The organism is Bradyrhizobium sp. dw_411, assembly GCF_018449695.1.
GTDB lineage: Bacteria > Pseudomonadota > Alphaproteobacteria > Rhizobiales > Xanthobacteraceae > Bradyrhizobium.
Window position 1 is genome coordinate 213,461 of sequence record NZ_JAAVUY010000007.1, and the last position, 24,542, is coordinate 238,002.

Annotated in this window: 23 protein-coding genes; 16 read left to right on the forward strand and 7 right to left on the reverse strand. The window is 59.2% G+C overall.

What is annotated here, in order from left to right; genetic code table 11:
- The first annotated feature begins 86 nt into the window (after positions 1–86).
- From HB676_RS14345 to HB676_RS14360, 4 genes are read left to right on the forward strand one after another with little or no spacing between them, the layout of a single operon-like run.
- Positions 87–977, forward strand: a complete 891-nt coding sequence (locus HB676_RS14345; RefSeq protein ID WP_213738462.1) for an alpha/beta hydrolase — start codon at positions 87–89, stop codon at positions 975–977.
- Positions 974–2,542, forward strand: a complete 1,569-nt coding sequence (locus HB676_RS14350) for a sugar ABC transporter ATP-binding protein (RefSeq protein ID WP_213738463.1) — start codon at positions 974–976, stop codon at positions 2,540–2,542. The genes HB676_RS14345 and HB676_RS14350 overlap by 4 nt, the downstream gene beginning before the upstream one ends.
- Entirely contained in the window at positions 2,539–3,537 is a 999-nt protein-coding gene (locus HB676_RS14355; protein ID WP_213738464.1) for an ABC transporter permease, read from the forward strand. The genes HB676_RS14350 and HB676_RS14355 overlap by 4 nt, the downstream gene beginning before the upstream one ends.
- A 52-nt stretch (positions 3,538–3,589) precedes the next feature.
- Positions 3,590–4,528 carry a sugar ABC transporter substrate-binding protein gene (locus HB676_RS14360; protein WP_249780251.1) on the forward strand — a complete coding sequence of 313 codons (939 nt, stop codon included), beginning with the start codon at positions 3,590–3,592 and terminating at the stop codon, positions 4,526–4,528.
- A gap of 256 nt (positions 4,529–4,784) precedes the next feature.
- Here HB676_RS14360 and HB676_RS14365 read toward each other — a convergent pair whose 3' ends face one another.
- Positions 4,785–6,269, reverse strand: a complete 1,485-nt coding sequence (locus HB676_RS14365) for an amidohydrolase family protein (RefSeq protein WP_213738466.1) — start codon at positions 6,267–6,269, stop codon at positions 4,785–4,787.
- A gap of 324 nt (positions 6,270–6,593) precedes the next feature.
- Positions 6,594–8,708: a carboxypeptidase-like regulatory domain-containing protein gene (locus HB676_RS14370; RefSeq protein ID WP_213738467.1), complete on the reverse strand. Its 2,115-nt coding sequence runs from the start codon at positions 8,706–8,708 to the stop codon at positions 6,594–6,596.
- On the opposite strand from HB676_RS14370, the gene HB676_RS14375 reads away from it, so the two are divergent.
- The 3 genes from HB676_RS14375 (at position 8,707) to lpxD (ending at position 10,581) form a co-directional block, all read left to right on the forward strand.
- Positions 8,707–8,940 carry a hypothetical protein gene (locus tag HB676_RS14375; protein ID WP_213738468.1) on the forward strand — a complete coding sequence of 78 codons (234 nt, stop codon included), beginning with the start codon at positions 8,707–8,709 and terminating at the stop codon, positions 8,938–8,940. The two genes, HB676_RS14370 and HB676_RS14375, sit on opposite strands and share 2 nt — an antisense overlap.
- A gap of 291 nt (positions 8,941–9,231) precedes the next feature.
- Positions 9,232–9,423, forward strand: coding sequence for a hypothetical protein (locus tag HB676_RS14380; RefSeq protein WP_213738469.1), 192 nt, complete (start codon positions 9,232–9,234; stop codon positions 9,421–9,423).
- A 90-nt stretch (positions 9,424–9,513) separates the two neighbouring features.
- On the forward strand, positions 9,514–10,581 hold the full coding sequence (gene lpxD / locus HB676_RS14385) for a UDP-3-O-(3-hydroxymyristoyl)glucosamine N-acyltransferase (protein ID WP_213738470.1): 1,068 nt from the start codon (positions 9,514–9,516) through the stop codon (positions 10,579–10,581).
- A 19-nt stretch (positions 10,582–10,600) separates the two neighbouring features.
- Here the strand turns inward: lpxD and HB676_RS14390 are convergent, their stop codons facing one another.
- Positions 10,601–10,834, reverse strand: coding sequence for a hypothetical protein (locus HB676_RS14390; RefSeq protein WP_213738471.1), 234 nt, complete (start codon positions 10,832–10,834; stop codon positions 10,601–10,603).
- Between the two features lie 40 nt (positions 10,835–10,874).
- Positions 10,875–11,396: an FUSC family protein gene (locus HB676_RS14395; protein WP_213738472.1), complete on the reverse strand. Its 522-nt coding sequence runs from the start codon at positions 11,394–11,396 to the stop codon at positions 10,875–10,877.
- Positions 11,397–11,488: 92 nt separating this feature from the next.
- Between HB676_RS14395 and HB676_RS14400 the strand changes: the two genes are divergently transcribed.
- Entirely contained in the window at positions 11,489–13,687 is a 2,199-nt protein-coding gene (locus tag HB676_RS14400) for an HAD-IIIC family phosphatase (protein ID WP_249780252.1), read from the forward strand.
- 41 nt (positions 13,688–13,728) lie between these two features.
- On the opposite strand, the gene HB676_RS14405 is transcribed toward HB676_RS14400, so the two are convergent.
- Positions 13,729–14,853, reverse strand: a complete 1,125-nt coding sequence (locus HB676_RS14405) for a DUF2336 domain-containing protein (protein WP_213738474.1) — start codon at positions 14,851–14,853, stop codon at positions 13,729–13,731.
- A 409-nt stretch (positions 14,854–15,262) separates the two neighbouring features.
- Between HB676_RS14405 and HB676_RS14410 the strand changes: the two genes are divergently transcribed.
- Together HB676_RS14410 and HB676_RS14415 are read left to right on the forward strand one after the other, a co-directional pair.
- On the forward strand, positions 15,263–15,592 hold the full coding sequence (locus tag HB676_RS14410) for a PilZ domain-containing protein (protein ID WP_213738475.1): 330 nt from the start codon (positions 15,263–15,265) through the stop codon (positions 15,590–15,592).
- A gap of 213 nt (positions 15,593–15,805) precedes the next feature.
- On the forward strand, positions 15,806–16,918 hold the full coding sequence (locus HB676_RS14415; RefSeq protein ID WP_213738476.1) for a DUF2336 domain-containing protein: 1,113 nt from the start codon (positions 15,806–15,808) through the stop codon (positions 16,916–16,918).
- Positions 16,919–16,934: 16 nt separating this feature from the next.
- Here the strand turns inward: HB676_RS14415 and HB676_RS14420 are convergent, their stop codons facing one another.
- Together HB676_RS14420 and HB676_RS14425 are read right to left on the reverse strand one after the other, a co-directional pair.
- The gene (locus HB676_RS14420) at positions 16,935–17,897 is read right to left on the reverse strand and encodes an ABC transporter substrate-binding protein (RefSeq protein WP_213738477.1); all 963 of its coding nucleotides are present in this window, start codon (positions 17,895–17,897) and stop codon (positions 16,935–16,937) included.
- A gap of 229 nt (positions 17,898–18,126) precedes the next feature.
- On the reverse strand, positions 18,127–19,107 hold the full coding sequence (locus HB676_RS14425) for an ABC transporter substrate-binding protein (protein WP_213738478.1): 981 nt from the start codon (positions 19,105–19,107) through the stop codon (positions 18,127–18,129).
- A gap of 186 nt (positions 19,108–19,293) precedes the next feature.
- Here HB676_RS14425 and HB676_RS14430 point away from each other — a divergent pair, with 186 nt between their 5' ends.
- From HB676_RS14430 to HB676_RS14455, 6 genes are all read left to right on the forward strand, one after another.
- Positions 19,294–19,857 (forward strand): cytochrome b, encoded by a 564-nt coding sequence (locus HB676_RS14430; protein WP_213738479.1) that lies wholly within the window; start codon positions 19,294–19,296, stop codon positions 19,855–19,857.
- Between the two features lie 134 nt (positions 19,858–19,991).
- Positions 19,992–21,014, forward strand: coding sequence for a phosphate/phosphite/phosphonate ABC transporter substrate-binding protein (gene phnD, locus HB676_RS14435; protein WP_213738480.1), 1,023 nt, complete (start codon positions 19,992–19,994; stop codon positions 21,012–21,014).
- Positions 21,014–21,814, forward strand: coding sequence for a phosphonate ABC transporter ATP-binding protein (gene phnC / locus HB676_RS14440; RefSeq protein ID WP_213738481.1), 801 nt, complete (start codon positions 21,014–21,016; stop codon positions 21,812–21,814). The genes phnD and phnC overlap by 1 nt, the downstream gene beginning before the upstream one ends.
- Complete coding sequence (phnE, locus tag HB676_RS14445) at positions 21,811–22,608, forward strand: phosphonate ABC transporter, permease protein PhnE (protein WP_213738482.1); 798 nt, start codon at positions 21,811–21,813, stop codon at positions 22,606–22,608. Before phnC ends, phnE (HB676_RS14445) begins: the two co-directional genes overlap by 4 nt.
- Positions 22,605–23,408 carry a phosphonate ABC transporter, permease protein PhnE gene (gene phnE / locus HB676_RS14450; RefSeq protein ID WP_213738483.1) on the forward strand — a complete coding sequence of 268 codons (804 nt, stop codon included), beginning with the start codon at positions 22,605–22,607 and terminating at the stop codon, positions 23,406–23,408. Before phnE (HB676_RS14445) ends, phnE (HB676_RS14450) begins: the two co-directional genes overlap by 4 nt.
- Before the next feature lie 115 nt (positions 23,409–23,523).
- Positions 23,524–24,531 (forward strand): ABC transporter substrate-binding protein, encoded by a 1,008-nt coding sequence (locus HB676_RS14455; protein WP_213738484.1) that lies wholly within the window; start codon positions 23,524–23,526, stop codon positions 24,529–24,531.
- Positions 24,532–24,542: the final 11 nt, after the last annotated feature.

A 24,542-nucleotide genomic window follows, 5' to 3' on the forward strand; every position in this document is an offset into this window, starting at 1 on the left:
TTTGTATACATAAATGTTTGACACTTCCCATCGTGTATCCCAAACTTGCTTGCCCAATCTGCGAGACCTGCAGCAAGGCCAAACTCATGCTGCGCGCCATTGCAGCTCCAAAAGACTCATTGCGAGCGCCGATGCGGACTGAGCTCATTTCGATTGAGACCGATACGGTGCCGCTGGATGGTGCGCTTTATCATCCTGATGAGTCGCAGGTCCGCGGAGCCATTCTGCTATTCCACGGCAACGTCATGAACTTTTACAGCGGCATGCTGCGGTTTTTGCCGCCTGCGCTGACAGCTCTCGGGTTTGTCTGCCTGGCGTTCAACCGGCGTTCACACGATATTCTCGCGACGTACGACAGCCGCGCGGCCGTCGGCGGCGCGTTCCAATTGGTCTCGCGCGACATCCGCGACAATCAAATTGCCGCAACATGGCTGGCACGACAGGGCTTTCCGAATCCGATTGTGATCGGCCATAGCAACGGCGGAATGCTGGCGACGCAACACGTCTGTGACCATCCGGACACGCCAGGCCTCGTTCTGCTTTCAGCGCATCGTGGCGGGAAAATCGACGAAGTTCTAAGCGGCGGCACGCGCGGCAACGGCATGATGACGGAGGACCGTCACCTAGCCTTCAAGGCAGAAGCCGAAAGGCTGGTCGAAGAAGGGCGCGGTCATACGCTGATGGTGATGCCGGGCTGGTGGTACGTGGTAACGGCAGAGACCTATCTCGATCGCATCAGCAATATGCCGAATGTAGTAGCCAATGCGAGCCGCATCACCTGTCCTGTTTTATACGTTCGCGGCGACAAAGAAGTGCCAAGCCAGTACCCGGCGGAAGAGTTCCGGGCGGCTGCAGCAGGCCCTTGCGATGTTTCGATCATTCCCGATTGTGACCATTATTACAGGGGCCGCAGCGATGCTGTCACGGCCGTCGTCACTGGCTGGCTGCAGAAATTACCGCTGCGCAAACTGTCATGATAAGCGCGCACCCGACCAATGACCAGGTTCGGGGACCGCCCAGTGGCCTTTCGGCTGTTGGAATTTCCAAGCGTTTCGGCGGTGTGAAAGCCCTTACCGAGGTCGATCTATCGATTCGGCCAGGTGAAGTGCACGGTCTTGTCGGGGAAAACGGCGCGGGCAAATCCACGTTGATCAGAATTCTCTCGGGAGGTCTCAAGCCGGACGAGGGAAGCGTGCAACTGGACGGAATATCGCGCAGCTATTCGTCACCGGCCGACTCCCGCAAAGATGGCGTGGTGACCATTTTTCAGGAATTGGCCATTGTGCCGGAACTGACCGTGGCCGAGAACATCGTGCTCGGCGCCGAGCCCAGTTTCGACCGATTTGGCCTTACGCTCTCGCGCCATCGTGCAAACCTGATCGCGGAAAGCGTCCTTCGGAGATTGCGTGGCGATGCAATCGACCCCCGACGCCGCGCCGGAACCCTGTCTGTTGCCGAACGCCAACTCGTCGAGATCGGTCGAGCGATCGCGTTGGACGCGCAATTCTTCATCATGGACGAGCCAACCGCCTCGCTTTCTCCACGCGAATCCAACGCACTTCTGGACGTCGTGCGCAAACTCCGAAGCGAAGGAAAAGCAATCCTCTTCGTGTCCCATCACCTGGACGAAGTGCTTGAGATTTCCGACCGGGTCACTGTCCTTCGAGGCGGCCGCGCGGTGACGACTTTGCCCGCGAAGGCCGCCACGAGCGAGCAGCTTATCGAATTGATGATCGGCCGGCCGATGGAGACGCTCTATCCACCGCGCTTACCCTGTTCCGGGCCACCCGTCCTCCGCGTGCGAAATCTGAGCCGGCCGCCTTCCTTTGAAGATATATCCTTCGACTTGCACCGCGGCGAGATTTTGGGCTTTGCAGGACTTGTCGGTGCCGGTCGTACCGAGATCATGCGCGCGATCTTCGGGCTAGAGCCGCCACATCGCGGTACCATCGAGTTGGATGGTAAAACTGTTGCTTTCCGCTCTCCGAGGCAAGCCGTTCGGGCGGGGCTGGCCTTCGTTTCGGAGGATCGCAAGGGTGACGGGCTTGTCGCGCAATTGAGCGGCCGGGAGAACCTCGTCCTGACTGCGGCAGCCGAAGGCGGATCCGGCACCGTGGTTCGACGCGCGAGCATTCGTGTACTTTCGGAAAAGATACGACAGCAGCTTCACATCCGAGGGTCGCTGGACCTGCCTGTCGCCGGCTTGTCCGGGGGCAACCAGCAGAAAGTCGTCATTGGTAAATGGCTGCTCGGCCATCCACGCATCATGATCTTCGATGAGCCGACGCGCGGTATCGATGTGGGAGCAAAGGCCGAGGTTTATCGGACCATTCAGAAGGCTTCGCAGGACGGCGCGTCGATCCTTCTCGTGTCATCGGAATTGTCTGAACTGATACACGTCGCGCACCGTATTCTGGTGATTTCCGGCGGACGTATTACAGCAGAAATGAGCTCCGATGATTTCGATGAAAAGGAAATCCTGAAAGCGGCGTTTGCGGCTCACCTCTCCAGCGCGGCGACTGAAGCGGAGTTGCGGGCATGAGTGCGCAGGATCGTGTCGATATGGCAAAACCGGAAGTCACAACACGCGATCACGGAGCAGGCGTCGGGCGCTCCCTCCTGTGGCTTCAGAATGCGGGCCTTCCGATCGCCCTCGTTGTTCTTGTCCTGTTTTTTTCAATCAGGTCCGATTTGTTTCTAACGGTCCAGAACCTTCGAAACGTGGGATTGCAGGCAGCCGCGCTTGCCGCCGTGTCCTGTGGCCAGACGATCGTCATTCTGACGTCGGGACTCGATCTGTCGGTGGGGGCCACCGTCGCGCTGGTCAGCGTTGTCAGTGCTCTCGCAATCAATCATTTCGGCATGGCGGCCGGCATTCTCTGCGGAATCATGACCGGCGCCGTGATTGGCGTGATCAATGGAATTCTTATTACCTGGTTCCGCGTATTCCCCTTTATCGCAACATTGGCAATGATGTCGGTGCTTTCCGGCCTGGCGCTGTCCATCAGCGGGGGGACGCCCATCACGGGGTTGCCACCGGAGTTTACATCGCTGGCCTACACGAGGGTTGGCGGTGTGCCGTTGCCGTTGATCGTATCCGTCACGGTTCTCGTTCTGGTATTTCTCTTTCTGCACTATTTGCGGCTGGGCCGTCACATGTATGCCGTCGGCGGCAACCGTCAGGCGGCGATCCTGTCCGGGCTTAACGTCTCCGCGATCACCGTTACGGCCTATGCGATGTGTTCGCTTTGTGCGGCGGTTGGAGCAATCATTCTTAGCGCGCGTGTGGGATCAGGCCAGCCATCACTCGGCGGCTCGCTCCCGCTGGAGTCGGTTGCAGCCGTGGTGCTCGGCGGCGTTTCGCTATTCGGCGGTCGCGGATCAATCTTCCAGGTCGCTGTCGGCGTGGCGTTTGTCAGTATTCTGTCGAATGGACTGAATCTGCTGAACGTCAGTTCGTACACGCAAATGATGATTGTGGGCGGCACGCTGATCGTCGCCGTCACATTCGATCAGCGATTTGTCGCGAGGTCCTGAGAGAGTTCGACGCGTTATTGGAAGTTATCAGAAAAGGAGTTGAAGCATGATAATGACGAAGTTCTGCCAGACGGCCGCCGTGCTGACGATTGCTCTATTCGCGGGCGCCGGCCATACCATTGCGGCGGAGAAGCTGGGTGCCAGCCTGCCGCTGACCCAGGGACCGTTTTTCACCGCGCAAATCTATGGGATGACCGAAGAAGCCAAGAAGCTCGGCTACGATCTGGTCGTTCTCGACGCTGGCGGTTACGGCAAGGTCGACAAACAGGTCAGCGACGTAGAAAATCTGTTGGCTCAAAAAGTCAAAGCCGTCTTGCTCAATCCAGCCGACCCGACTTCCTTTGTCGGTGTCTTGAACGATGCGAAATCAAACCATGTTCCCGTGGTCGGCGCGGGCATGCCCTTTGCCGGCACCGACGGCTCCGTTTCGCCGAGCCACTGTGAAATCGGCAAGGCGCTCGCTGAAGGTGCAAAAGCGCTGCTGCCAAATGGTGGCCAATTGGCTGCATTGGTTGGACCTGCCGCGGGCTTCTGGGCTAACGAACGCTGGCGTTGCTTCAAGGAGCAGATCGCCAATACGAAGATACAGATCGTCGCTGAACAGGCCAGTGAGCCCGATGCGGCTGTTGGCTTGTCGATCGCCACCGACATTCTGCAGCGGTTCCCGACGGTTCAGGTACTCTATGGAGCGGACGACACTGTCGGCGTGGGCGCCGCAAGAGCCGTTCAGGCCAACAGCTTATGCGGGAAAGTAAAGGTGCTGACAGCCGTGCTGGGCGATACCACCGAGGAACTCATGAAAGCCGGCTGCATGGATTATGTGGTGGCATTGCAGGTCGTGGAGGTCGGACGGCGGTCCGTCGATATGGCGGACAAGCTGATCAAGGGCGGCAAGCTCGAAGCGAAAGACGTCGTCATCCCCGTCGTTCCCGTGACGCCGAAGAATCTGAGCAGCATCGATCTTTCGACCATCCGTCCGCCGGCTCACTGATTCGAAATCATGGGATGGCGGCCGAGCCGCCATCCCATGAGCGATACTTGAACGGAACTCGATCATCCTTGTTCGATAATCGGCGGTAGCTTTTGCCGCGATTGCGGAACTGGAGCCTTATCGGTTCTGATTGAATCAGAACCGGGCTCCAGTCTTTTGTTTTGACGCTTTTTCTTTACGCGAACCGGAATCCACGGAGCCTGTCATCGGGTGCGCGTTCGCGCGACCCGTTGGCTCGTAAACGCTCTAAGCCTGCTTAATGCAGGTGTGGCTCGAATGGTGGCGCGCCGGCGACGAGTCCACTGCAATACTGACCGACAATGGGCTGAAAGCGCTCGATCATCGTTTTTAAACCGGCTGTTTGACCGACAAGGTCGGCGGCCATGGTTCTTGCGCGCCGGACGAGGCCCGGATAGTCGATGGTGAGATGCTTGCCATTTTCGTAGAGCATTCTGCCCCCGACCATTACCGCCCGAATGGCACTTCCGTCTTCTCCGTAAACAATTTGATTGGTTGCATTTGCCAGGGGGACGAGCGGACCAGCGCTGAGGTCGAGAAAAACGAGGTCGGCCATTGCGCCGCGTTGGATGGTGCCGATGTCGGATCCAAAGCCAAGAGCCTTCGCGCCGCCGACGGTGCCGGCATGCAGGGCCTCGCTCGCAGATAGCCAAAGCTGGTTGTCATGTTCCGACAAACGGGAAACCAGAGCTGCGAGCCGTATTGCCTCGAACAGGTTCAACGTATCGGAAGTTATGGCCGCGTCGGTCCCGATCGCAACATTGACACCTGCCGAAAGCAGGCGCCGGACCCGCGCGACGCCGGATCCAAGCCGCAAATTGCTCGTCGGATTATGGCAGACCGAGCAACCGTGTTCGGCAAGGCGGCCGATATCGTCATCGTTCAGCCATACACCGTGTGCGACGGTAAACTTGGGCGACAAAAGGCCAAGCTTGGCCAGATGCGACACTGCCGTCGAATGGTGGACGAGCGGCGCAACGATGGACTGCATCCGTGATTCAGCAACGTGCATCTGCATGCCGATCTCGAAGTCGTTGGCGAGGTCTCGACAGGCTATCAGGAATTCATCCGTGCAATGATGAGGAATGGTCGGCGCGAGTGCCGGTCTTATCGATGATCGATCGAACGCCCAATTCTGCAGAATGGTCCGGCAGCGCGCGACGGACTCCTGATGGGAAGCAAACCGAATGCTGTTGGCTTCCTCGCGCACCGGCGGCGGCATGGCTTCAAGCAGGCCGGGAATCGATTGGTAGAACGAACGATCGGCCATCATCGGGGCAATGACGGCCCTCATTCCGATGTCGTTGTAGGCCCGTGCAACGGCCTCAACGCCTTCAGAAGTGGGAGCCGGAAATTCGCTAAAAAGATCGTAGGCTGCCGTACAGCCCTTGCGCACGAGTTCGGCCGCGCCGAGAAGCACCGAAACATAACTGATCTCGGGATTGCGCCGTCCACCCAGCCAGGGGAAGGCATTGAGAAGCAATTCCAGGTTCCAATTCTCGTTCATCCCCTTGGAAAGGCTCATCTGACCGTGGGTGTGCGCATTGACCAGGCCCGGAATGATCAGGCGATCCGTGGCGTCTATCCGTTGTGCATCTGCGACCGGCGTTTGGGGCGGGATGATATCCCGGATCCGGCCGTTCTCGATCACGAGATCGGACAATTCACCCGCTTCGGAATCGGGCAACAGGAGTAATCCGCCAACGATGTGCAGCCGTGTCATACCAGTCCTCTATGATTTTCCTTTCAAAGTTACAGCGTTGCACGCTTGTGCGGTTATTTATTTTGGAGCGGACCATGCGATTCCGGCGGATTGTGCCTGCCTCCGGTCAGCCGTTCCCGTCGCTGAGAAGTTTAGCTTTGCTGCGAAGTAGAGCCTTAAAAGCCGGTTTCATTCATTTAGGCAGGTGACAATGCCGCCGGGTTCGCGCCTGCGACGCGCCCAGGAGCGACGTGTTTTTTTAATCCCGCGCGATTGGAATCACGATCTCAAACGAAGAATGGCGCCGACGAGAACCGTCGGCGCCATTCTTGATCGTGTCAGGTCTTAGTTAGCCAGCGGATCCGGGCGTACCTGAACCTTGTAGACCTTCGGCATCTCGTCCTTGCCGCGTTCGCTGTGGAAGTAGGCGCGCGTGCCCGTCGTCGTCCACAGCTCACGGCCCTTCCAGCCGATCTTCGCATCGTCGATGCGGCCGTCGACGTTCTTGGCGAAGAAGCCGAGCGGATAGGGCAGCCGGATATTGACGAACTTGCCATTGACCAAAGCGAGCAGGGATTCGCTACCATTGGCGATCGCGATCGGCACGTCATTGCCGAGACCGAGCGTGTTGTGGACGTCAACCCAGATATAATAAGCGTGGTTGGCGCTGCCCTTTTCATCGACGCCCTTGAATTGCGGTCCGGGCATCCGGTAGACCGTCCAGCCTTCATAGCACTGCTGACCGGTCGCCGCGTTCGGTCCCGAGAGCGGTTCCTTGCACTTGGTCCGGTCGAAGCTTGCCATGTGTCCGCTCGAGTACACGGTCCAGGCAATGCCCTTGGAATCGATGTCCACGCCGCGCGAACCGTAGGTGCCCGGAGGCGGTGCGAAGAATTCCGTGACGGCCGTATGGGTCGGATCGCTTCCCGGGATCATGCGCATGATGAAGCTCGGCTGTGCAATGCGCGTGAAGCCGGGACCCATCGCCTGTCCCCAGACAACGTCACCCTTCGGGCTGGGTTGCAAGGCATAGAACGCGGCCTTCACCCACTTATCCTTGCCGGGCTCGATCGGCTGATCGGGATTGACGAAAGCCTCGCGCTTGCCGGTGCCGCTTACATTCGCGATCGTCGGCGTCCAGCCCTGCGATTTCATCTCGTCGCCTGTGGCTTCGAACTTCTTGACGTCGAGCCATCCGACCACGCCGCTGTAAGGCTGCCCCTGGCTGAACCAGAGTCTCTCATTGTTGTCGAACAGCAGATGATGCGTGTTGAAGCAGGTATCGATCATCGTCCACTTCTCCGTCTTCGGATCGTAGAACGATGTCTGGCGGGCCGATTCTTTCAGCGGCATGACTTGCGCCGACGGAAGGTCAGATCCTTCCTTGCAGGCGGCGGGATTTGGCGCCCGGCGAATCCGCGCCGTGAGCCAGAGCCGGCCCTTTTCGTCCATCATCGGATTGTGGATGCTGGTGTGGCCATCCCAAATCGCCTCGTCGCCGAAGAACACCGACGGACCCATCGGATCGTCAGCAGCGCTCGGGGTCTCCGGGTCCTTGAAGGGCTCCTTGATGAGCCAAGTCTTGTTTTTGACGGGATCGAGCACCGGGACCGAATCCGAGCTTTCTTCCGGCGATCCGTAGATCGGTCCGTAAGCATTGACCGTCGGGTTGCGCTTGTCGGTCGAAACCTCGTCGTGCAGATAGAGGCCGTGCTTGCCCCATTCCCAGGAGGTAATCACGACGTTGCGTTCGATGCCCTTGGGGCGTTCCGGCTTGTCCGAGGGAATCTCGCCGGCCGCGATCCGATCGGTCCAGTCCGCGAACATCTTGTAAGCGCGCTCCGGGCCAAGGCGGCCCAGGGTCAGCGCCATGTTGGTCATGGCCTGGCCGGATTGCACGCGGCGTTCCCACATGTCTTCGGAGTTCTTGAACTCGCCGAGTTCCTTGACGTGGGGCGAGCGGATGTTCTGGCTGCCGAGCGCGTGGCACGACTGGCAGGAATTCTTGATGCTGTCGATCCATGTAGCCTGCGAATCCATGCTGGCCGGCATTTTGGTCGGGCTCTTGTCCGAGCCCGGGAATTCGCTGACGTCGGGTATTTTGAGCATCGAGTACCAGTACATGCCGGGATAATATTCCGCGGCGGCCTTGGCGGTTGGTGCGGGCTTCGCCTTCAGATCGAGCGTCTTGCCCGGCGAGGCATCCTGCTTGTCGGAATCGACCAGCCCGTAGCCGCGTACCCAGACTTTGTACTTGGCGGCCGGCAGTTCCGGCAGCATGTATTGTCCGTTGTCGTCGGTGACGACGATTTTGGCGTAGCGGGTCGGAAGATCGGTGGTCTCCGCGATTACCCAGACACCGGCTTCGGGTCCGTTGGCGCCGGTAACCTTTCCGCCGATCGAATTCGCGGTGACGTTCAGCTTGGTCTGGGCGCTCAGCGGCCCGCAGCCGATTGCCATGAAAGATGCACCAATAAGCGCGCAGAAACCTGCACGCTGGCGAAGATTAGATATCATGCTGTTAGCTCCCGAGCCGCAGTGGGGATTTCGATGCCCCCACGATTTTGACAATGTGAAAATCATGTCTTTTGATTTCCAACAACATCCGATGGAACGGGTACGCTTGTCAACGCAGATGCAACGTACAGGCTTTGCTGCAGCGCGAACGGCGCAATTTTTTCCGGTGCGTTAACCGGTACTTCCCGGCGAAAATCGTTGGAAGCGTCGCGCACTGCCGCTCGTCGTCATTCGATATCGCGCCTGCGTTTACCCCAACATTCCCGGCCGCCTCGAAATCTGGGGAAACAAACGCCGCCGGCGACGCCAACTTTGGATAGCGTCGCGATTTTCTCGCAACCGCCTGCACGACATCACAATTCGGTCAAGAAAAGCGAGCCACTGCACCCTTTCCGATTTGTAACTTCCCTTGATGAAGCTCTGTGCGCAACCTGCGTCCCGCACAGATTAACATTGGAGAAGAGCCGTGAACCTGATGGATGGCGAATATGGTTCGGCAGAGTTTTCGGATCTGTATCTGCGTCTGCTGAGTGCCGCGCTCGATGAAACCAATTCGTCGCTGTCGCCGCGGATGCGGGAAAGCAATTTGAGCGCGCATGTCGCCCGCGGGATTTCGATGGCCGACGTTGCCTTTCCGTCAATTCGCCGTCAGCGATAACGCGCATCCAGGGACCGGACATTTAGGACCGGACATGCAGGATTGGACATACAGGATTCGAAATCTGGGATTGGAAATCTAGGATTTGACATGGCGAAACGCCGTTTCTTTGACCGTCCCTCCGGCTTGACGGTAGCTGAAATCGTTTCATTGACGGGCGCCGAAACCGTCGAAGGCGCGCGCCTTTCGCATCTGATTACGGATGTCGCACCGATTGATCTCGCCGGGCCTGGCGATCTGACCTTCATCGAGAGCAACAAATACGCCGACGCGCTGGCGACAACCCATGCCGGAGCCTGCCTGATGCCGCCGCACTTCGCAGGCCGGCTGCCGGGCACGCTGATCGCACTGCGCACGCGCGAGCCCTATCGCGCCTTCGTCGCGGTGCACAGCGCGTTTTACCCGCAATCGCTGCGCCCGGCGTCGCTGTTCGAGTTGAGCGACATTGCACCGGGCGCCACGGTCCATTCCGACGCCCGGCTGGAGAGCGGGATCACGGTCGATCCCGGCGCGGTGATCGGGCCGCGTGCCGAAATCGGCGCGGGAAGCTTGATCGGCGCAACCGCCGTGATCGGGCCGGATGTCATGATCGGCCGCGACTGCGTGATCGGCGCCGGCTGCTCCATCATGCATGCGTTGATCGGGGATCGCGTGGTGATCCATCCGGGGTGCCGTATCGGGCAGGACGGGTTCGGATACACCGAAGGCGTTGGGCGACAGAAGATTCCGCAGACCGGCCGCGTCATCATCCAGAACGATGTCGAAATCGGCGCCGGGACGGCGATCGATCGCGGCGGCATCCGCGACACCATGATCGGCGAAGCCAGCAAGATCGATAATCTTTGCCAGATCGGCCACAACGTCGTCATCGGCCGGCACTGCGTGGTGGTGGCGCAATCGGGACTGAGCGGCAGCGTGACGCTGGAGGATTATGCGATGCTCGGGGGCGCCGTCGGCCTCGCGCCGCATGTCACCATTGGCCGGGGCGGCAAGGTCGCCGCGCGTTCGGGAGTCATGAATGATATCCCGCCGGGAGAAACCTGGGGCGGCTACCCGGCGCGGCCGCGCATGCAGTGGATGCGCCAGCAGGCCACGCTCAACCGTCTTACATCGGGCGACAAGGCCCCGGCTCGCCCGGCACCTTCCAACAAGAGCTAAGAGCTGAGGTTCGCAGGTTCTAGCGATTGCGCTCGATGGCGGCGCAGGTCTTGTTGTGGGCCAGCATGCAATCTTCCTGGCGCGAAATATCGATCAGTTTGCTCAGGAACAGATAGCCAAGCACCAGAGCCGCGACGATCGCCACCACGATAATCCCGAGCATCGCGTCGGAAACCGGAGGCGCTTCGCGCTCATGGGGGCGATGGGGCGGCCCGCTCTGTGGCGCCGCGCCGCCGCTTTGATCGATTGCCATGATTTCAGCCTTCAGTCGCGAACGGACCCGATGGCGAGGATCATCGCACGTCTTGGCCGGTGATTCTATAAAAGACAAAGGAATCGATCCACTTGCAGGCGACGCCGACCGCAATCCCGACGACGGTGTCGACAAGGCGCAGGATTGGCTGCAACCCGGCTTCCTGCGGATTGCCGGCGGCGACGATCATGATGACGGCGATCGTGATCGCCGTTAAGCCCGCCTCGTCGCGCCGGCCGATGAGAAACATCAGCAGGACGCCGATCGCGATCAGCGCCGCCATGCCGACGATCGTCGCGGGCAACAGCCAGAGATAGACCAGGCACAACACAAAGCTTGTGAAGGTTGCCATCAGGCGCACCATTCCTGCCGTGAGACTGTGGACGCGCGAATCCTTGTAGACGAAGACGGTGGAAATCACCGCCCAAAGCTCGCCAACGGATGTGGTGGGCCAGCCCCAGAGAGGCAGCAGGAATGCCATGACGCAGTAGGTGATGAGGCATGCGATGGCCATGTCGACGGCATACGTGATGTCCCACACCGAGAGTTTTGAAAATTTCATGAGCGCTACATCAACGATTCGATTTTGGCGTCGAGGACAAATCTTACGCCTTGCGTCCGACATCCGGGGAGAGGGTGTTTCATCTTTTGAGCATGAAAGATAATGCCAGGCGCCGGGCCGGCGAGCCTGTAGCCAAGCATGATCTCAAGTATGATCTCAATATGATTCTGCGCCGCTCCCGCTTCGTTCATCAATTGCCGGTTGGCAAGGACCGCACCCTGATCGTGCATGCGATCAGCCATATGCGATTGCCTGCCGACGCCGATGTCAGCACGCTGATCGACCATTTTGCGCAGCCGCGACGGATACCTGAAGACTGCGAGGCGATGGCGGCGCTGATTGCCCAGCCGGACGAAAAGCTGTCGGAGTTGCGCGATGTGGTCGAGCGCACCGTCATGGAATTGCTGTCGCGCCAGATATTGACCGAAAAGACGCCGGAGGAAGAGCTGGCGACGATCGGCGCGGAGCTTTCGTCCAAGCACGGCCGCGACCCCGCCGAGATGCTGGAGCAGTACCGGCGCGAGTTAAAGGAGGGGGTCGCTTCCTACTGGTCGGTCGGGGCTGCGTACGGCCTCGACGATCTCGGCGCCACCGGCAAGCGCGTCGACGCCATTCTGTTTGGCGATTGCGATATCCAGATGGAGGCCGATTTCCTGCGCCGCGAGGCGGCCCGCCGCGGCATCGATCTGCATGTCTCCGCGACATTCCCCGACGACATCAGGTTTGCCAGCGAACACAAGCATGACGTGATTTTCATCGGCGCGTTGCGCGCGCGCCATCTGGTCGCCGAGGATATCGACGGCTTCAATCCGCATGCGGCCTATATCGGCCACACCACCGAGCTTCTGAGCAAGTTGCGCGAGATAACCTCTGCGCCGATCCTGATCGACAATCTGCCGGAGCCGACGGTGCAGCCGCTGGGACTGGCCGAGCGCGGCGTCAAGGGACATCGCACGCGATTCCGCCTGACCAATGTCGCATTGGCCGAACTCGCCAGCGCCTTTGCGGATGTCTATGTGATCGATGTCGCGGCGGCACTGGCGGCGGTCGGCTCCGAGCGGCTGCTTGATGACGGGCAGGTCGGCTTCACCCATTTCGGCTCGCCGGGATGGATGCTGCAGCGGCCGGAAAATGAAAAGGCCGCGGTTCATAATATCTTTCCGGATACCGCGCCGCTGGTGCAGGCGCTGGGCGGCGATCCCTACGGCCGCGAGACTGTGATCGCCGAGAAGCATATCGATGCGCTCGTCACGGTGATGGGAGTGGGGCGCAAGAAGTGCGTCATCCTCGATTTGGACGGCACGCTGTGGCCGGGCGTGCTCGCGGAAACCGGCAGTCCCTTTGCCTGGACGCCGGAAGTCAGCGGCGCTTTCTCCTATATCGGGCTCTATTTCGGCCTGCATGAAGCCTTGCTGAGCCTCAAGAAGCGCGGCGTCGTGCTGGCCTGCGTGAGCAAGAACGACGAAGCGACCGTGCGCGAGCTCTGGAAATATCCCGATCACTATCCCAGGCAACGCCTGCTCACGCCCGATGATTTTGTCACATGGCGCGTCAACTGGGACGACAAGGTCGGCAATATCCGCTCGATCGCCGAGGAATTGGGCTTCGCGCTCGATACGTTCCTGTTCATCGACGACAGCCCGGTGGAACGCGATCGCGTGCGGCAGCGATTGCCGGAGGTGGAAGTCTGGGGCGAGGATCCCTTCAGCCTGCGCCGCCGGCTGCTCAATGATCCGCGGTTACAGATACCGGTCATTACCGCAGAGGCGGCCACGCGCAGCGCGCTGGTGAAGGCGCAGATCGCGCGGCAGCAATTGCGCGCCGAGACGGTGGGCGAGGCGCAATATATCGAGTCGCTGCGCATTCAATGCCGGATCGAACGTCTCATGCCGGACTCGACCAGGCTGGAACGGGTCGGGGAGCTGTTTGCGCGCACCACCCAGTTCAACACCACGGGCCGGAAGTTCTCCTCTAGCGAATTGGCGGCGCTGGCCGGCAATCCGGAGGCGCGGATTTTTGCGATCGACGTGTCGGATCGCCTCGGCGATCACGGGCTGGTCGGTGCGGCAATCATCAACGGCGGCGATATCACAGGCTTTGCGATCAGTTGCCGTGCGCTCGGCATGGGCGTCGAGCATAGGTTCCTGCGCCATGTCCTCGACGCGATGAAGGATGCATTGCCTTTGCGCGGGCGCATCATCCCGACGCCGCGTAATATCCCCGCGCGCAATATCTATCGCGACAATGGTTTTGCAGAGCGGGAAGAGGGGCTGTGGGAATTTCCCAAATAAGCCCGCCGGAGCGGTGCTGCGCAGAGGGCGCCAGCTCGAATTCAGTTGCTATGCAATTGGGGCAGGCGGCGAAGGGTAGATGTGTCGGCAGCCATTTCCTTGCGAGACTGATAAACTTTCAATACTTTTTTGGATGTTTCAACATTTAACCGGGCAAAGTCATTTTTCAGGGCTTCCAGGTCACCTGCGGTTATTCGACATTTATCGGCACCCAGAAACAGCAAAGACATGGTCGTAGCCCAGGAGAGATCCAGGGCCTTTGCCAAAATCAGAATTACTTCCCTGTTCTTGTCCACCATCGCACGCTCCACGACGTCAATCGGGAGGGCGCATAACAAGGACAAGGCGACCGCGGTTTCGTCGAACTTGAGGGAATAGGCGAATTCAAAAATCTTCTCTTCATTCAGCTCGCCATATTGATGCAGTTTCCCCACGGTGCGTTTGGCGGAAAAGTAGCTTTTCGATGCTGGTCCGAACTTTGCGTGGATCATGCCGGTGACATCGGTGACCACGGTTTGAATCTGACCACCCATCTCGGAGCGCTCCCGCTCCAGCTTCTTTTTGACTTCTTCGGACGCCTTCGCAATCAATTGTTGAAAGAGATGGCGGGGGATGTCTTTGCGCAAGCCAACTTGCTCGGCAAGAATAGAGTCATCCTCCGAGCGCTTTACAAGCTGTAGAAAGCTGCAATTTGAAAGACGCGCGCCGCCGTTGCCGGCTACGGACGTTACGACCTCTTTGTTGCCACGCGCGACCAAAACATCCGTAACGTCATTGGAAATTGATTTCCGTTTTGAAATCGCAAGCAGGTGTTGCTGACTTTTGCATCTGGCATTTTCAACCAGCATTTTGGCGTCGAGCCGCTCGGATTGCCGAAGGACGGGGCCCGCAACATCGATCGAATCGTCAAAAGCGAGTTTCTTGATTACCTTGAACGGCGCATTATTGCTGGGGGCGAGTTTATTAGCCAGCCGAACGCGCGAAACGATTTCAATTTCGTCCGCAAGTAGCCCGATGACTTCGCCGAAAGTCCAAATTTGATCTTCGGAGTACCGGCCTGCAATAAGAATATCGGTCGCGTGCCATAAAGCCTTCAGGCGGCTTTCGGCCGTTCCTCTGGATACCGCGCCTTCCAATTCCGCCAGTAGCGACGTTGGTTCGGTCATCTGACACGCCCGGTTTTCTCTATAAGGACTTTCCTGTACGCAGCCTGGAATAATGCCGGCGTATTAAACGGCCTGCGCGTATAACAAATAAATAAATCTGCTGCCGATTTATGTTGCCAGTATTAACAGGGTGCTAATGCACCGGCTCGACACATCAGGTCTCCGCCGGCTTCCGTTTTTTTAAGGCTATAGTTTTACCGGGCGCCAAGAATTTAAATATAATATAAATATAAAGGCGGTAGAGGTGATGTGGCAATCGTCTACCGATTCTCAAGATAAAAGCCGCGTCAGCCTTTTGGCCGACGCGGCTTTTGTTTAAGTGCTGGAGGCTTGCATTGAATGGCAGATCGCCTCAACCTCTTCAAGTTTGATGTAATGGTGTTTTTCGGTCTGTCAGCTGAGGTCCATGATGACCATTGATTTGCGGGAAAGTTATGAGGGCGATTCCGGTGGCGCTCTTAACAAGGACTCGATTTGGCGGGGTGAAGAACGGCGAGAAAATCCACGCACGGAAATTGATGAGGTCGCTTATCTCTCAAGCGGTGGAGCGAGTACACGTTGTCGCGTGCTCAATATTTCGGCGGATGGTGCGGCAATCGATGTCCCAAATGCGACCTTCGTTCCCGATCGCTTCCAATTAATGACTGAAACAGATCGCCGGGTCCGAAGATGCCAGGTCGTCTGGATAAAGCAAAACCGGATTGGTGTCGCGTTCGTGAAAGATAGCGACGCAAGTTAGTCCTCCCGAGCTGCAGCAGGATCAACGCCCGCGGTGACTCCGGTTAAAACCGTCAATACTCGACCCACACAGCGGGGGCAGTCGACGGGCCTGAGCTGCGACCGCATTATCCGCAACCGATACAGATAAAAAATCGCTTTTACGAAACGTTTAGGCGATTTCTTTATAAGTGATCATTCGCTTAGAATAGCGCTCTAACGCTCAGGATGAGCGATGTCACCTGCAGTTTTGTCGATCGTCGACGAAGTAGAAACAGCGATAAGCGCCGGATCGCCGGAAAAGCGTCTGGAGACGATCAAGCGCGTGACGGATCTTTTTCTGCTGTCCGCCGGCAATTTTAATAGCGAGCAGATTGACTTGTTCGATGGCGTGCTCGATCGCCTCATAAAGACGATAGAACTTCGGGCGATTGCGGATGTCAGCACCCGCATTGCTCTTGCCGAAATGAGCAGTCAGCTTGCTCCTTTGGCCCAGGCGCCTCCATCTGTCGTTCGTCGCCTTGCGGGCAATGACGAGATCGCCATCGCCGGTCCTGTTTTGGCCGAATCCGCGCGACTGAATGCCGAGGATCTGATCGAAATAGCGAATACAAAAGGAGAGCAGCACCTGTTGGCCATTTCGGGCCGTTGGTGGTTGAAGGAAATTGTGACCGATGTGATCCTGGCTCGCCGATACCCGGCTGTTAGCCGCCGGATAATCAATAACCCGGGCGCACGCGTTTCCGCCGCCGGATTTGCGATTGTGCTGACACAAGCGGAATCTGATCCTGAACTTGCTGTCGAAACCGGAATACGGGTCGATCTGCCCCGGGAGCTTCGTCAGAAACTCCTGCTCAGCGCAACTGAAGCAGTCCGCTCCAGCCTGCTGTCGCGCGCGCCTGCGGACCTTTTCGAGGAAATTCGAACTGCGATTGCAGCCGCCTCGGCAGGACTGGATCGCGAGATGTCCAAAGTTCGAGATTTTACGGCGGCCAAGAGCTTCGTGGCGTTGCTGCACGAAAAGGGCGAATTGAATGAAGCGACCTTGTTAGAATTTGCCAGCCAGCGTCAATATGAAGAGACCGTGGCCGCGCTTGCCAAGTTATCGCGAACCACGATTGAGGTAGTCAGGCCCCTGATGCAGAGTCTTCGCGACGACGGTATCTTGGTCCCTTGCAAGGCAGCGGAGCTTGGTTGGGAAACCGTGCGGGCGGTGCTGGATAGCCGCTTCGCGGCCGGAAAAATGGGACCGCATGAACTGGCCAAAGCCCAGGATCAATTTGCCAAACTAACGGTGGAAAACGCGCGCAGGTTGCTCAGGTTTTGGCAGGTTCGATCCGCTTCATGAATTTATTGGGCGCATCTCATTCGACCAATTCATCGGCCGCAACAAGAATGGATTGCGGCACGGCAAGCCCCAACGTCTTTGCGGTCTGCGTATTGATCACCAACTCGAATTTAGTGGGTCGTAGCACGGGCAGATCGTCCGGCTTGGCGCCGCGTAAAATCTTGCCGGCGTAGACGCCGAGCTGACGATAGGTATCGGAAAGGCTGGCACCATAGCTCAGCAGTCCGCCATCCGCCGGATACTCGCGGATGTGGAAAATGCCGGGCAACCCATGACGAGATGATAGCGCCAATATGTGGCCTCGACGGGAGTCGAAGAACGGATCGTTCTGTACGACCAGCCCGGCAATCCCGGCCTTCGTCAAAGTGGCAAACGCCGTTTCGATTTCGGCGTCTGTTGCCGCCTCTTGCACGACCAACTCGCGGCTGAGCGCCTTGGCTGCGGCAGCAACCGCCTGCCGATGCTGCTCAACCACCTCGGTGCCAAAACGCGGATTGACCAGCAACCCCAGGGTTTGCGCCGATGGTACCATCGAACAGAGGAGCTCCAGCCGCTTGCCACCCAGGTCGCCCGTGAAGAAGTTGACGCCGGTGGCCGTTCCCGGCCGGTTCATGCTGGTGACCAGGCCTGCGCGCACCGGATCTTCGCCGACGAGAAAGACAAGGGGATGATCCGGTGAGCCCGCAACCTTGGCTGCTCGCGCGGCCGGGTCGCCTGCGCCCACGATCACCGAAAGGGGGTGGCGGACCAGTTCGGCGGCCAATGACGGCAAAGTGCTGTAATCGCCATTCGCCCAGCGATACTCGATGCTGACGTTGCGGCCCTCGACATAACTCATCTCCTGGAGGCCGCGGCGAAAGGCGTTGGTATGGCTTGCGGCTTCATCGGCGGAGCGCGTGCTCAGAAATCCGACCGTAGGCATTGTCTGCTGGGCGCGTGAAATTGCCGGTAGCGCAGCCGCAATTCCCAGCCCCGCCATAAACGCTCGCCGCTTCATTGCTCCCCCGAGGTTTAGTCAAGGCATCCTATCCACAATCAACCATTGGGCGAGGGCAATTATGCGGTGAGACTGCAAAAAATGTCGGCACGCTCGATATCCATTGCGATAATGGTTTTGCGGAGCGGGAAGAGGGGTTGTGGGAATTCGTGAAATCGGCGGCGGGCTGAACTGATGTCGCGGATCGATTTATGCCGCGGCAATTGTGCATCTATTCGATCACCTGGTCGGCGCGGGCAAGCAGCGTCGCGGGAATGTCGAGACCCAGCGCTTTTGCGGTCTTGAGGTTGACGACCAACTCAAACCGGGTCGGTTGCATGACCGGCAGATCGGCCGGCTTTGCACCACCGAGAATCTTGCCGGCATAGATACCCATCAGGCCGTAAAGTTCGTCAGTGCTGGTTCCGTAACTTGCCATGCCCCCGGCTTCCGCGATTTCGCGGCGGAAATAGATGGCGGGCGTTGCGTTGCGGGCCGCCAATTCAATGATGTGACTGACGCGGGTAAAGAAGTAAGGACTGGCCATGACGAGCAGTGCGCCAGCGTGCGCCTCGACCAGCGTGGCAAAGGCGGCATCGATTTCGGGCTCGGTGTTTGCTTTAAGAATGATCAACTGCTGACCGAGGGCTCGCGCGGCCTCTTGTATGAGGCTGGCGGATGGCTCGGACCAGGTTTCACCGGGATTGACGAGCACGGCAATTGTCCCGGCCTTGGGAACCAGCTCGCGAAGCAATCCGAATTGTTTGGGTCCCAACTCACCCAGAAAGCTGGCGACGCCGGTCAGGTTTCCTCCCGGGCGGTTGAGGCTGGCGACCAGGCCCAGCCTGACGGGATCATCAGCGACGGTGAAGATGATCGGTATCGTCGCAGACGCAGCCCTGGCGGCCGGCGCCGTCAGTTCTCCACCGGCGGCGACGATGACGGACACGTTGCGGCGGACCAGATCCGCAGCGAGCGCCGGCAGGCGATCATTTTGACCCTCGCTAAAGCGAAGTTCGAACTTTACGTTTTTCCCCTCGGTATAGCCGATCTTGCTCAGCCCCTGACGAAGCGCGGTCAGCAAGGGTTCATCGCTCGCGGATGACCTCGTGCTGAGATACCCGACCACCGGCGTTGCCTGCTGCGAGCGTGCCGCAATCGGCCATGCCGCAGCCACGCCGCCGATGCCTGCAATAAATTCCCGCCGCCGCATGTCCGCCCCGAAGATCAGAATGTCGCAATTTAACTGTCACGACATCGAAAGACCACTGCAAGCCCATCCGACCAAATATCTTCGGAGCTATCGACTTCCGGGTCGGCCAGTAGGCGACATAGGCGAAGGGGTTTAGTTCATCTATTATCCAAATTGATTTGTCATCTGACCTAGGCGGCGCGAGGAATGACTTCACCAACTCTGGACTCCGACCCGAGCGAATCCCGCTACCGGTTCGACCGGGTGCAACGCTGGCTGCACTGGATCATGGCCGCGCTGATAGTGGTTGCGATCGCATTGGGTGCGATATCGTCCTTCCTGCCGGCCGGACATCAGCCGCGCCAGGGTATTTTGGAAATACACAAGTCGCTCGGCTTTACGATTTTCGCTCTTTTGATCGTGCGCGTGGTGTGGCGTCTGGTGGCCGGCGAGCCGCTCTACCGCGCGCCGCTCGGACGGCTGACCCATCTGGCTAGCCGCGCCGGCCATGTTGCCCTCTATGGCTTGATGCTTTTCATGCCGGTCACCGGATATCTTTACTCGGCGCCGGGTGGCTTTTCCTTGCCCTGGTTCGGCTTATTCCAATGGCCGCGTCTGCTGGCGCATGATGATAATCTGAGCGCATTGGGAAAGTTGCTCCACGATCGGGGTGGATGGGTGATCGCGGTTGTGGTGGCGGTGCACCTCGCCGCGGTGGCCTGGCATCAGTGGATCAAGCGCGACGAGGTGCTGTCCCGGATGACGGGCTGAAGCTGCGTCAAAGCACCGCAACTATCCCTCCCGGTGCCCCGCTGCGGAGTACCTTCACCGGACCGACAATTGCCATCTAATGGCTGGATGAGTAGACAGATTGCATTGTCGTTCGTGCTCGGGGGAGCGAATTCATGAAGTCATATTGCGTTGCAGCGGTTCTGGCACTGGCTGCCTCGGCGTTCTTGCCCACCAAGGCATTGGCAGCGGATTGCGCCAATCGCGGTCAGCTCGACGACGCCTATTGCGATGCCGACAACGATCTCGTCGCCGATATTCCGGCGAAAACCCGGGATCCCAGCGTGATCGTGTTCGCCTATACGCCGGTGGAAGATCCCGCCGTCTACGAAAACGCCTTCAAGCCCTTCACCGAATATCTCGGCAAGTGCATGGACAAGCGCGTGGTCTATTACCCCGTGCAATCGAACTCGGCCGAGATCGAGGCGATGCGCTCCGGCCGGCTGACGGTTGCGGGCTTTTCGACCGGACCGATCGGGTTCGCCGTCAATATGGCGGGCGCGGTTCCCTTTGCCGCCAAGGGAACCGAAAAAGGCGTCGAGGGCTATAACCTCATCGTCATCGTCAAGAGCTCGAGCCCGTTCCAGAAACTCAGCGACCTCAAAGGCAAGAAATTCGCGCACACCGCGCCATCCTCGAACTCCGGCAACCTCGCGCCGAAGGCGTTATTTCCGGCGGAGGGGCTCAAGCCCGGCGAGGACTATCCGATCATCTTTTCGGGCGGTCATGACAAGTCGGCGCTGGGCGTCGGCTCCGGCGACTACGAGGCCGCCGCCGTCGCCTCCGACGTGTTCGACCGCATGGTCGCGCGCGGGACGCTCAAGGGGGATGATTTCCGCATCATCTATCGCAGCGCGACGTTTCCGAGTTCCGGTTTCGCCTACGCGCACGACCTCAAGCCGGAGATCGCCGACAGGCTGAAGAAGTGTTTTTACGATTTCCGTTTCCCGCCCGAGATGCAAAAGGATTTCGAGGGCGACGATCGTTTCTTCCCGATCACCTATTTGAAGGAGTGGGCGATCGTGCGGAAAGTCGCCGAGGATTCCGGCACGCCCTACAACAAGGCCGCCTATGAAAAGGAAGCGGCACGAGAAGCCGAAGCCGCCAAAAAGAAGGCCGAGCAGCCGAAGAAGCCGTGATGCAGGCATCTGAAATCGCGCCGGGGGTTGGATCTGCAGAAGACTCGCGCGCGCTGGTATTGCGCGGGCTCACCAAGGAATACCGCAAGGGTTCTCCGGTGCTGAGGGGAATCGATCTGGTGCTGCCGGGTTCCGGGCTGACGGCGATCATCGGTCCCTCCGGCACCGGCAAGAGCACGCTGATCCGGTGCATCAACCGGCTTGTGCAGCCGACCTCGGGAGAAATCCTGTTCCGTGGTCAGGACCTCGCCAAGCTGTCCGGGCGGGCGCTTCGCAACGCGCGGCGGCGGATCGGGATGGTGTTTCAGGAATACAATCTGGTCGAACGGCTGACGGTGATGGAAAATCTGCTGTGCGGTCGACTGGGTTACGTGCCGGCGTGGCGTGCGTGGCTGCGCAAATTTCCGCCTGGGGATATCGCCCGCGCCTTCGACCTGCTCGATGCGGTGGGGTTGCCTGATTTCGCGACCCGGCGGGCCGATGCCTTGTCCGGCGGGCAGCGCCAGCGCGTCGGCATCGCGCGCGCCATCATGCAGGAGCCTGAGATTATCCTGGCGGACGAGCCGACGTCGTCGCTCGATCCCAAGACCTCCGTGGAGATTATGGAGATCCTGAGCAAGTTCGCTAGCGAGCGCGGCATCCCCGTTATCGTCAACATCCACAATGTCGAGCTGGCGCGGCGCTTCGCTTCGCGCGTGGTCGGCATGTCCGGCGGCAAGGTGGTTTACGACGGCCCGCCGCAGGAATTGACCGAGGCGCATCTAAAGCAGATTTACGGCGGCGAGAACTGGATGGAATGAGCGACGTCGCGAACCAGAATGCAGACCGGCCAAAGCCGTTCGCCGTGAACTGGGGCGCGCGGCTCGGCTGGTGCCTGCTCGCGCTGTATCTGGTCTATGCCTGCGCGCAGCTTGGCTTCAGCCCGGCGCGGTTTTCCGCCGGGCTCGAACACGGCCAGCGCTTTCTGGAGCGGATGTTCCCGCCGAATTTCACCCGCTGGCAGTTGATCGCCAGCGGCATCGCCGAGAGCCTGCAGATCGCTGTGATCGCCACCTTCGCCGGCATTTTGGTTTCGCTGCCGATCGGTCTGATGGCCTCGCGCAACCTGATGCCGGGCTGGATCAGTTGGCCCGCGCGGGGCTTCATCGCGCTGTGCCGTTCGTTTCATCCCATCATTGTCGCCATTCTCTTTGTCAAAGCGATCGGGTTTGGCGCACTGGCGGGCGTAATGGCTTTGATCGTGGCGTCGATTGGCTTCATCTCAAAGCTGTTCGCCGAAGCGATCGAGGAAATTTCCGCCAAGCAGGTCGAGGCGGTGCGGGCCACCGGCGCCGGGTTCCTCAGCGTCCTGATCATGGGCGTGCAGCCGCAGGTGCTGCCGCGCTTCATCGGCTTTGCGACCTACCAGCTCGATTCCAATTTGCGGAACTCGACGATGGTCGGCATTGTCGGTGGCGGCGGCATCGGCGCTTCGCTATTCACGGCCTATCAGCGTTTTGATTTCGACGTGGTGCTGGCGATCCTGATCGTCATCGTCAGCCTCATCATGCTGGCCGAAATATTGTCCGGCTGGGCGCGCAAGGTGTTCCAGTGACGGTGACCGAACATCTCGACCGGGAGTGGCAGCGTTTCACGCCGTTGAAACGGCTGTCGCGATTTGCCTTCTATCTCTTCGCGGTCGCGGCACTGGTCATCTCGGTGCGGACCATCGATGTCATTCCGGAATTTCTCTACGACGCGCCGGAACAGATGGCCGATCTGTTCAGGCGGATGTGGCCGCTCGATCCCAATTACATCAAGCCCACGATCACGAGCCTGATCGAAACCCTGCATATCGCCACGGTAGGGACCGTGATCGCGATCGTGCTCGCGGTGCCCGTCGGATTGCTCGCCGCGCGCAACGTCACGCCAAGCCTTCCACTCAATCTGTTCGCCAAATTCGTTTTCGTGACCTCGCGCTCGATCAATTCGCTGGTCTGGGCGCTGCTGTTCGTCGCGGTGTTCGGGCCCGGACCATTGGCGGGCACCATCGCGATCGCGTTCCGCTCGATCGGCTTTACCGGCAAATTATTCGCCGAGGCGCTGGAGGAGGCCAATCAAGGCTCGATCGAGGCGCTGACCGCCGCGGGCGCCTCGAAATTCTCGATCCTGCTGCTGGGCTACTGGCCACAGGTTCGCCCGGCCTTCTGGTCGATCGCGCTGTTTCGCTGGGACATCAATATCCGCGAATCCGCCGTGCTTGGTCTGGTGGGCGCCGGCGGCATCGGTGTCGCGCTCGAGACCGCGCTCAATCTGTTGTACTGGGATCAGGTCGCGGTGGTTCTGCTCGCGATCTTTGTCGTGGTCATCCTGGCCGAAATTATCGTCACGCAGGTGAGGGCGAAGGTTCTGTAGCTTCGGTGCCAAATGCGCCGTGTCACAAATCTTTCATATACCGCCTATACTTCGCCGCTTTACCCTACTGCTGATCGTCCGATCCAAGTGCCTCTTTCCGCATCGGAGCTTTTCCATGAAATCGGTTCGTTTTGTCCTGATCTTGCTTGCGCTGTGCGTTTGCGCATCCTGGCAGTCCGCCAAAGCGGCTGACATCATCTGCTACAATTGCCCGCCGGAATGGGCCGACTGGGCCTCCATGCTCAAGGCCATCAAAACCGATCTCAACTACGACATCCCGCACGACAACAAGAATTCCGGCCAGGCTTTGGCGCAGATCCTTGCCGAGAAAAGCAATCCGGTCGGCGATATCGGTTATTTCGGCGTTACCTTCGGCATGAAAGCCAAGGCGCAGGACGCGCTGGAGCCTTACAAGCCCGCCAAATGGGATGAGGTCCCGGCCGGATTGAAGGATCCTGACGGTTACTGGACCACGATCCATTCCGGCACGTTGGGCCTGTTCGTCAACAAGGACGCGCTTGGCGGCAAACCGGTGCCGGCGTGCTGGAAGGATCTCCTGAAGCCCGATTACAAGGGCATGGTCGGCTATCTCGATCCGAGCTCGGCGGCGGTCGGCTATGTCGGTGCGGTGGCGATCAACATCGCGCTGGGCGGCTCGTCCAAGGACTTCAATCCCGCGATCGGCTTTTTCAAGGATTTGAAAAAGAACGACCCGCTCGTCCCCAAGCAGACATCTTATGCGCGCGTGGTTTCGGGCGAGATGCCGATCTTGCTGGATTATGATTTCAATGCCTATCGCGCCAAATACTCCGAGAAAGGCAACTTCGAATTCGTGATCCCCTGCGAGGGCTCGGTGGTGTTTCCCTATGTCGTCGGTCTGGTGAAAAACGCGCCGGACAAGGACAAGGCCAAAAAGGTCATGGACTATCTCTTGTCCGACAAGGGGCAGGCGATCTGGACCAACGCCTATCTGCGCCCGGCACGCCCGATCGAACTGCCGGCGGCCGTCAAGAACAAGTTCTTGCCCGACAGCGACTATGCCCGCGCCAAGAGCGTCGACTGGGGCGAGATGGAAAGCGTGCAGAAAGGCTTTGTGGACCGCTATCTCGCCGAGGTCCGTTGACTTGATCTAGA

Excerpts from the sequence above, each read along its gene's own strand:
- HB676_RS14455 (WP_213738484.1), top strand. The coding sequence starts at position 23,524 with ATGAAATCGGTTCGTTTTGTCCTGATCTTGCTTGCGCTGTGCGTTTGC.
- phnD (WP_213738480.1), top strand. The coding sequence starts at position 19,992 with ATGAAGTCATATTGCGTTGCAGCGGTTCTGGCACTGGCTGCCTCGGCG.
- HB676_RS14430 (WP_213738479.1), top strand. The coding sequence starts at position 19,294 with ATGACTTCACCAACTCTGGACTCCGACCCGAGCGAATCCCGCTACCGG.
- HB676_RS14360 (WP_249780251.1), top strand. The coding sequence starts at position 3,590 with ATGACGAAGTTCTGCCAGACGGCCGCCGTGCTGACGATTGCTCTATTC.
- HB676_RS14425 (WP_213738478.1), bottom strand. The coding sequence starts at position 19,107 with ATGCGGCGGCGGGAATTTATTGCAGGCATCGGCGGCGTGGCTGCGGCA.
- HB676_RS14345 (WP_213738462.1), top strand. The coding sequence starts at position 87 with ATGCTGCGCGCCATTGCAGCTCCAAAAGACTCATTGCGAGCGCCGATG.
- HB676_RS14405 (WP_213738474.1), bottom strand. The coding sequence starts at position 14,853 with ATGACCGAACCAACGTCGCTACTGGCGGAATTGGAAGGCGCGGTATCC.
- HB676_RS14350 (WP_213738463.1), top strand. The coding sequence starts at position 974 with ATGATAAGCGCGCACCCGACCAATGACCAGGTTCGGGGACCGCCCAGT.
- phnE (WP_213738482.1), top strand. The coding sequence starts at position 21,811 with ATGAGCGACGTCGCGAACCAGAATGCAGACCGGCCAAAGCCGTTCGCC.
- lpxD (WP_213738470.1), top strand. The coding sequence starts at position 9,514 with ATGGCGAAACGCCGTTTCTTTGACCGTCCCTCCGGCTTGACGGTAGCT.
- HB676_RS14365 (WP_213738466.1), bottom strand. The coding sequence starts at position 6,269 with ATGACACGGCTGCACATCGTTGGCGGATTACTCCTGTTGCCCGATTCC.
- HB676_RS14375 (WP_213738468.1), top strand. The coding sequence starts at position 8,707 with ATGAAAGATGCACCAATAAGCGCGCAGAAACCTGCACGCTGGCGAAGA.
- HB676_RS14395 (WP_213738472.1), bottom strand. The coding sequence starts at position 11,396 with ATGAAATTTTCAAAACTCTCGGTGTGGGACATCACGTATGCCGTCGAC.
- HB676_RS14415 (WP_213738476.1), top strand. The coding sequence starts at position 15,806 with ATGTCACCTGCAGTTTTGTCGATCGTCGACGAAGTAGAAACAGCGATA.
- HB676_RS14355 (WP_213738464.1), top strand. The coding sequence starts at position 2,539 with ATGAGTGCGCAGGATCGTGTCGATATGGCAAAACCGGAAGTCACAACA.
- phnC (WP_213738481.1), top strand. The coding sequence starts at position 21,014 with ATGCAGGCATCTGAAATCGCGCCGGGGGTTGGATCTGCAGAAGACTCG.
- HB676_RS14370 (WP_213738467.1), bottom strand. The coding sequence starts at position 8,708 with ATGGCAATCGGCTGCGGGCCGCTGAGCGCCCAGACCAAGCTGAACGTC.
- HB676_RS14400 (WP_249780252.1), top strand. The coding sequence starts at position 11,489 with ATGAAAGATAATGCCAGGCGCCGGGCCGGCGAGCCTGTAGCCAAGCAT.
- HB676_RS14410 (WP_213738475.1), top strand. The coding sequence starts at position 15,263 with ATGACCATTGATTTGCGGGAAAGTTATGAGGGCGATTCCGGTGGCGCT.
- HB676_RS14420 (WP_213738477.1), bottom strand. The coding sequence starts at position 17,897 with ATGGCGGGGCTGGGAATTGCGGCTGCGCTACCGGCAATTTCACGCGCC.
- HB676_RS14390 (WP_213738471.1), bottom strand. The coding sequence starts at position 10,834 with ATGGCAATCGATCAAAGCGGCGGCGCGGCGCCACAGAGCGGGCCGCCC.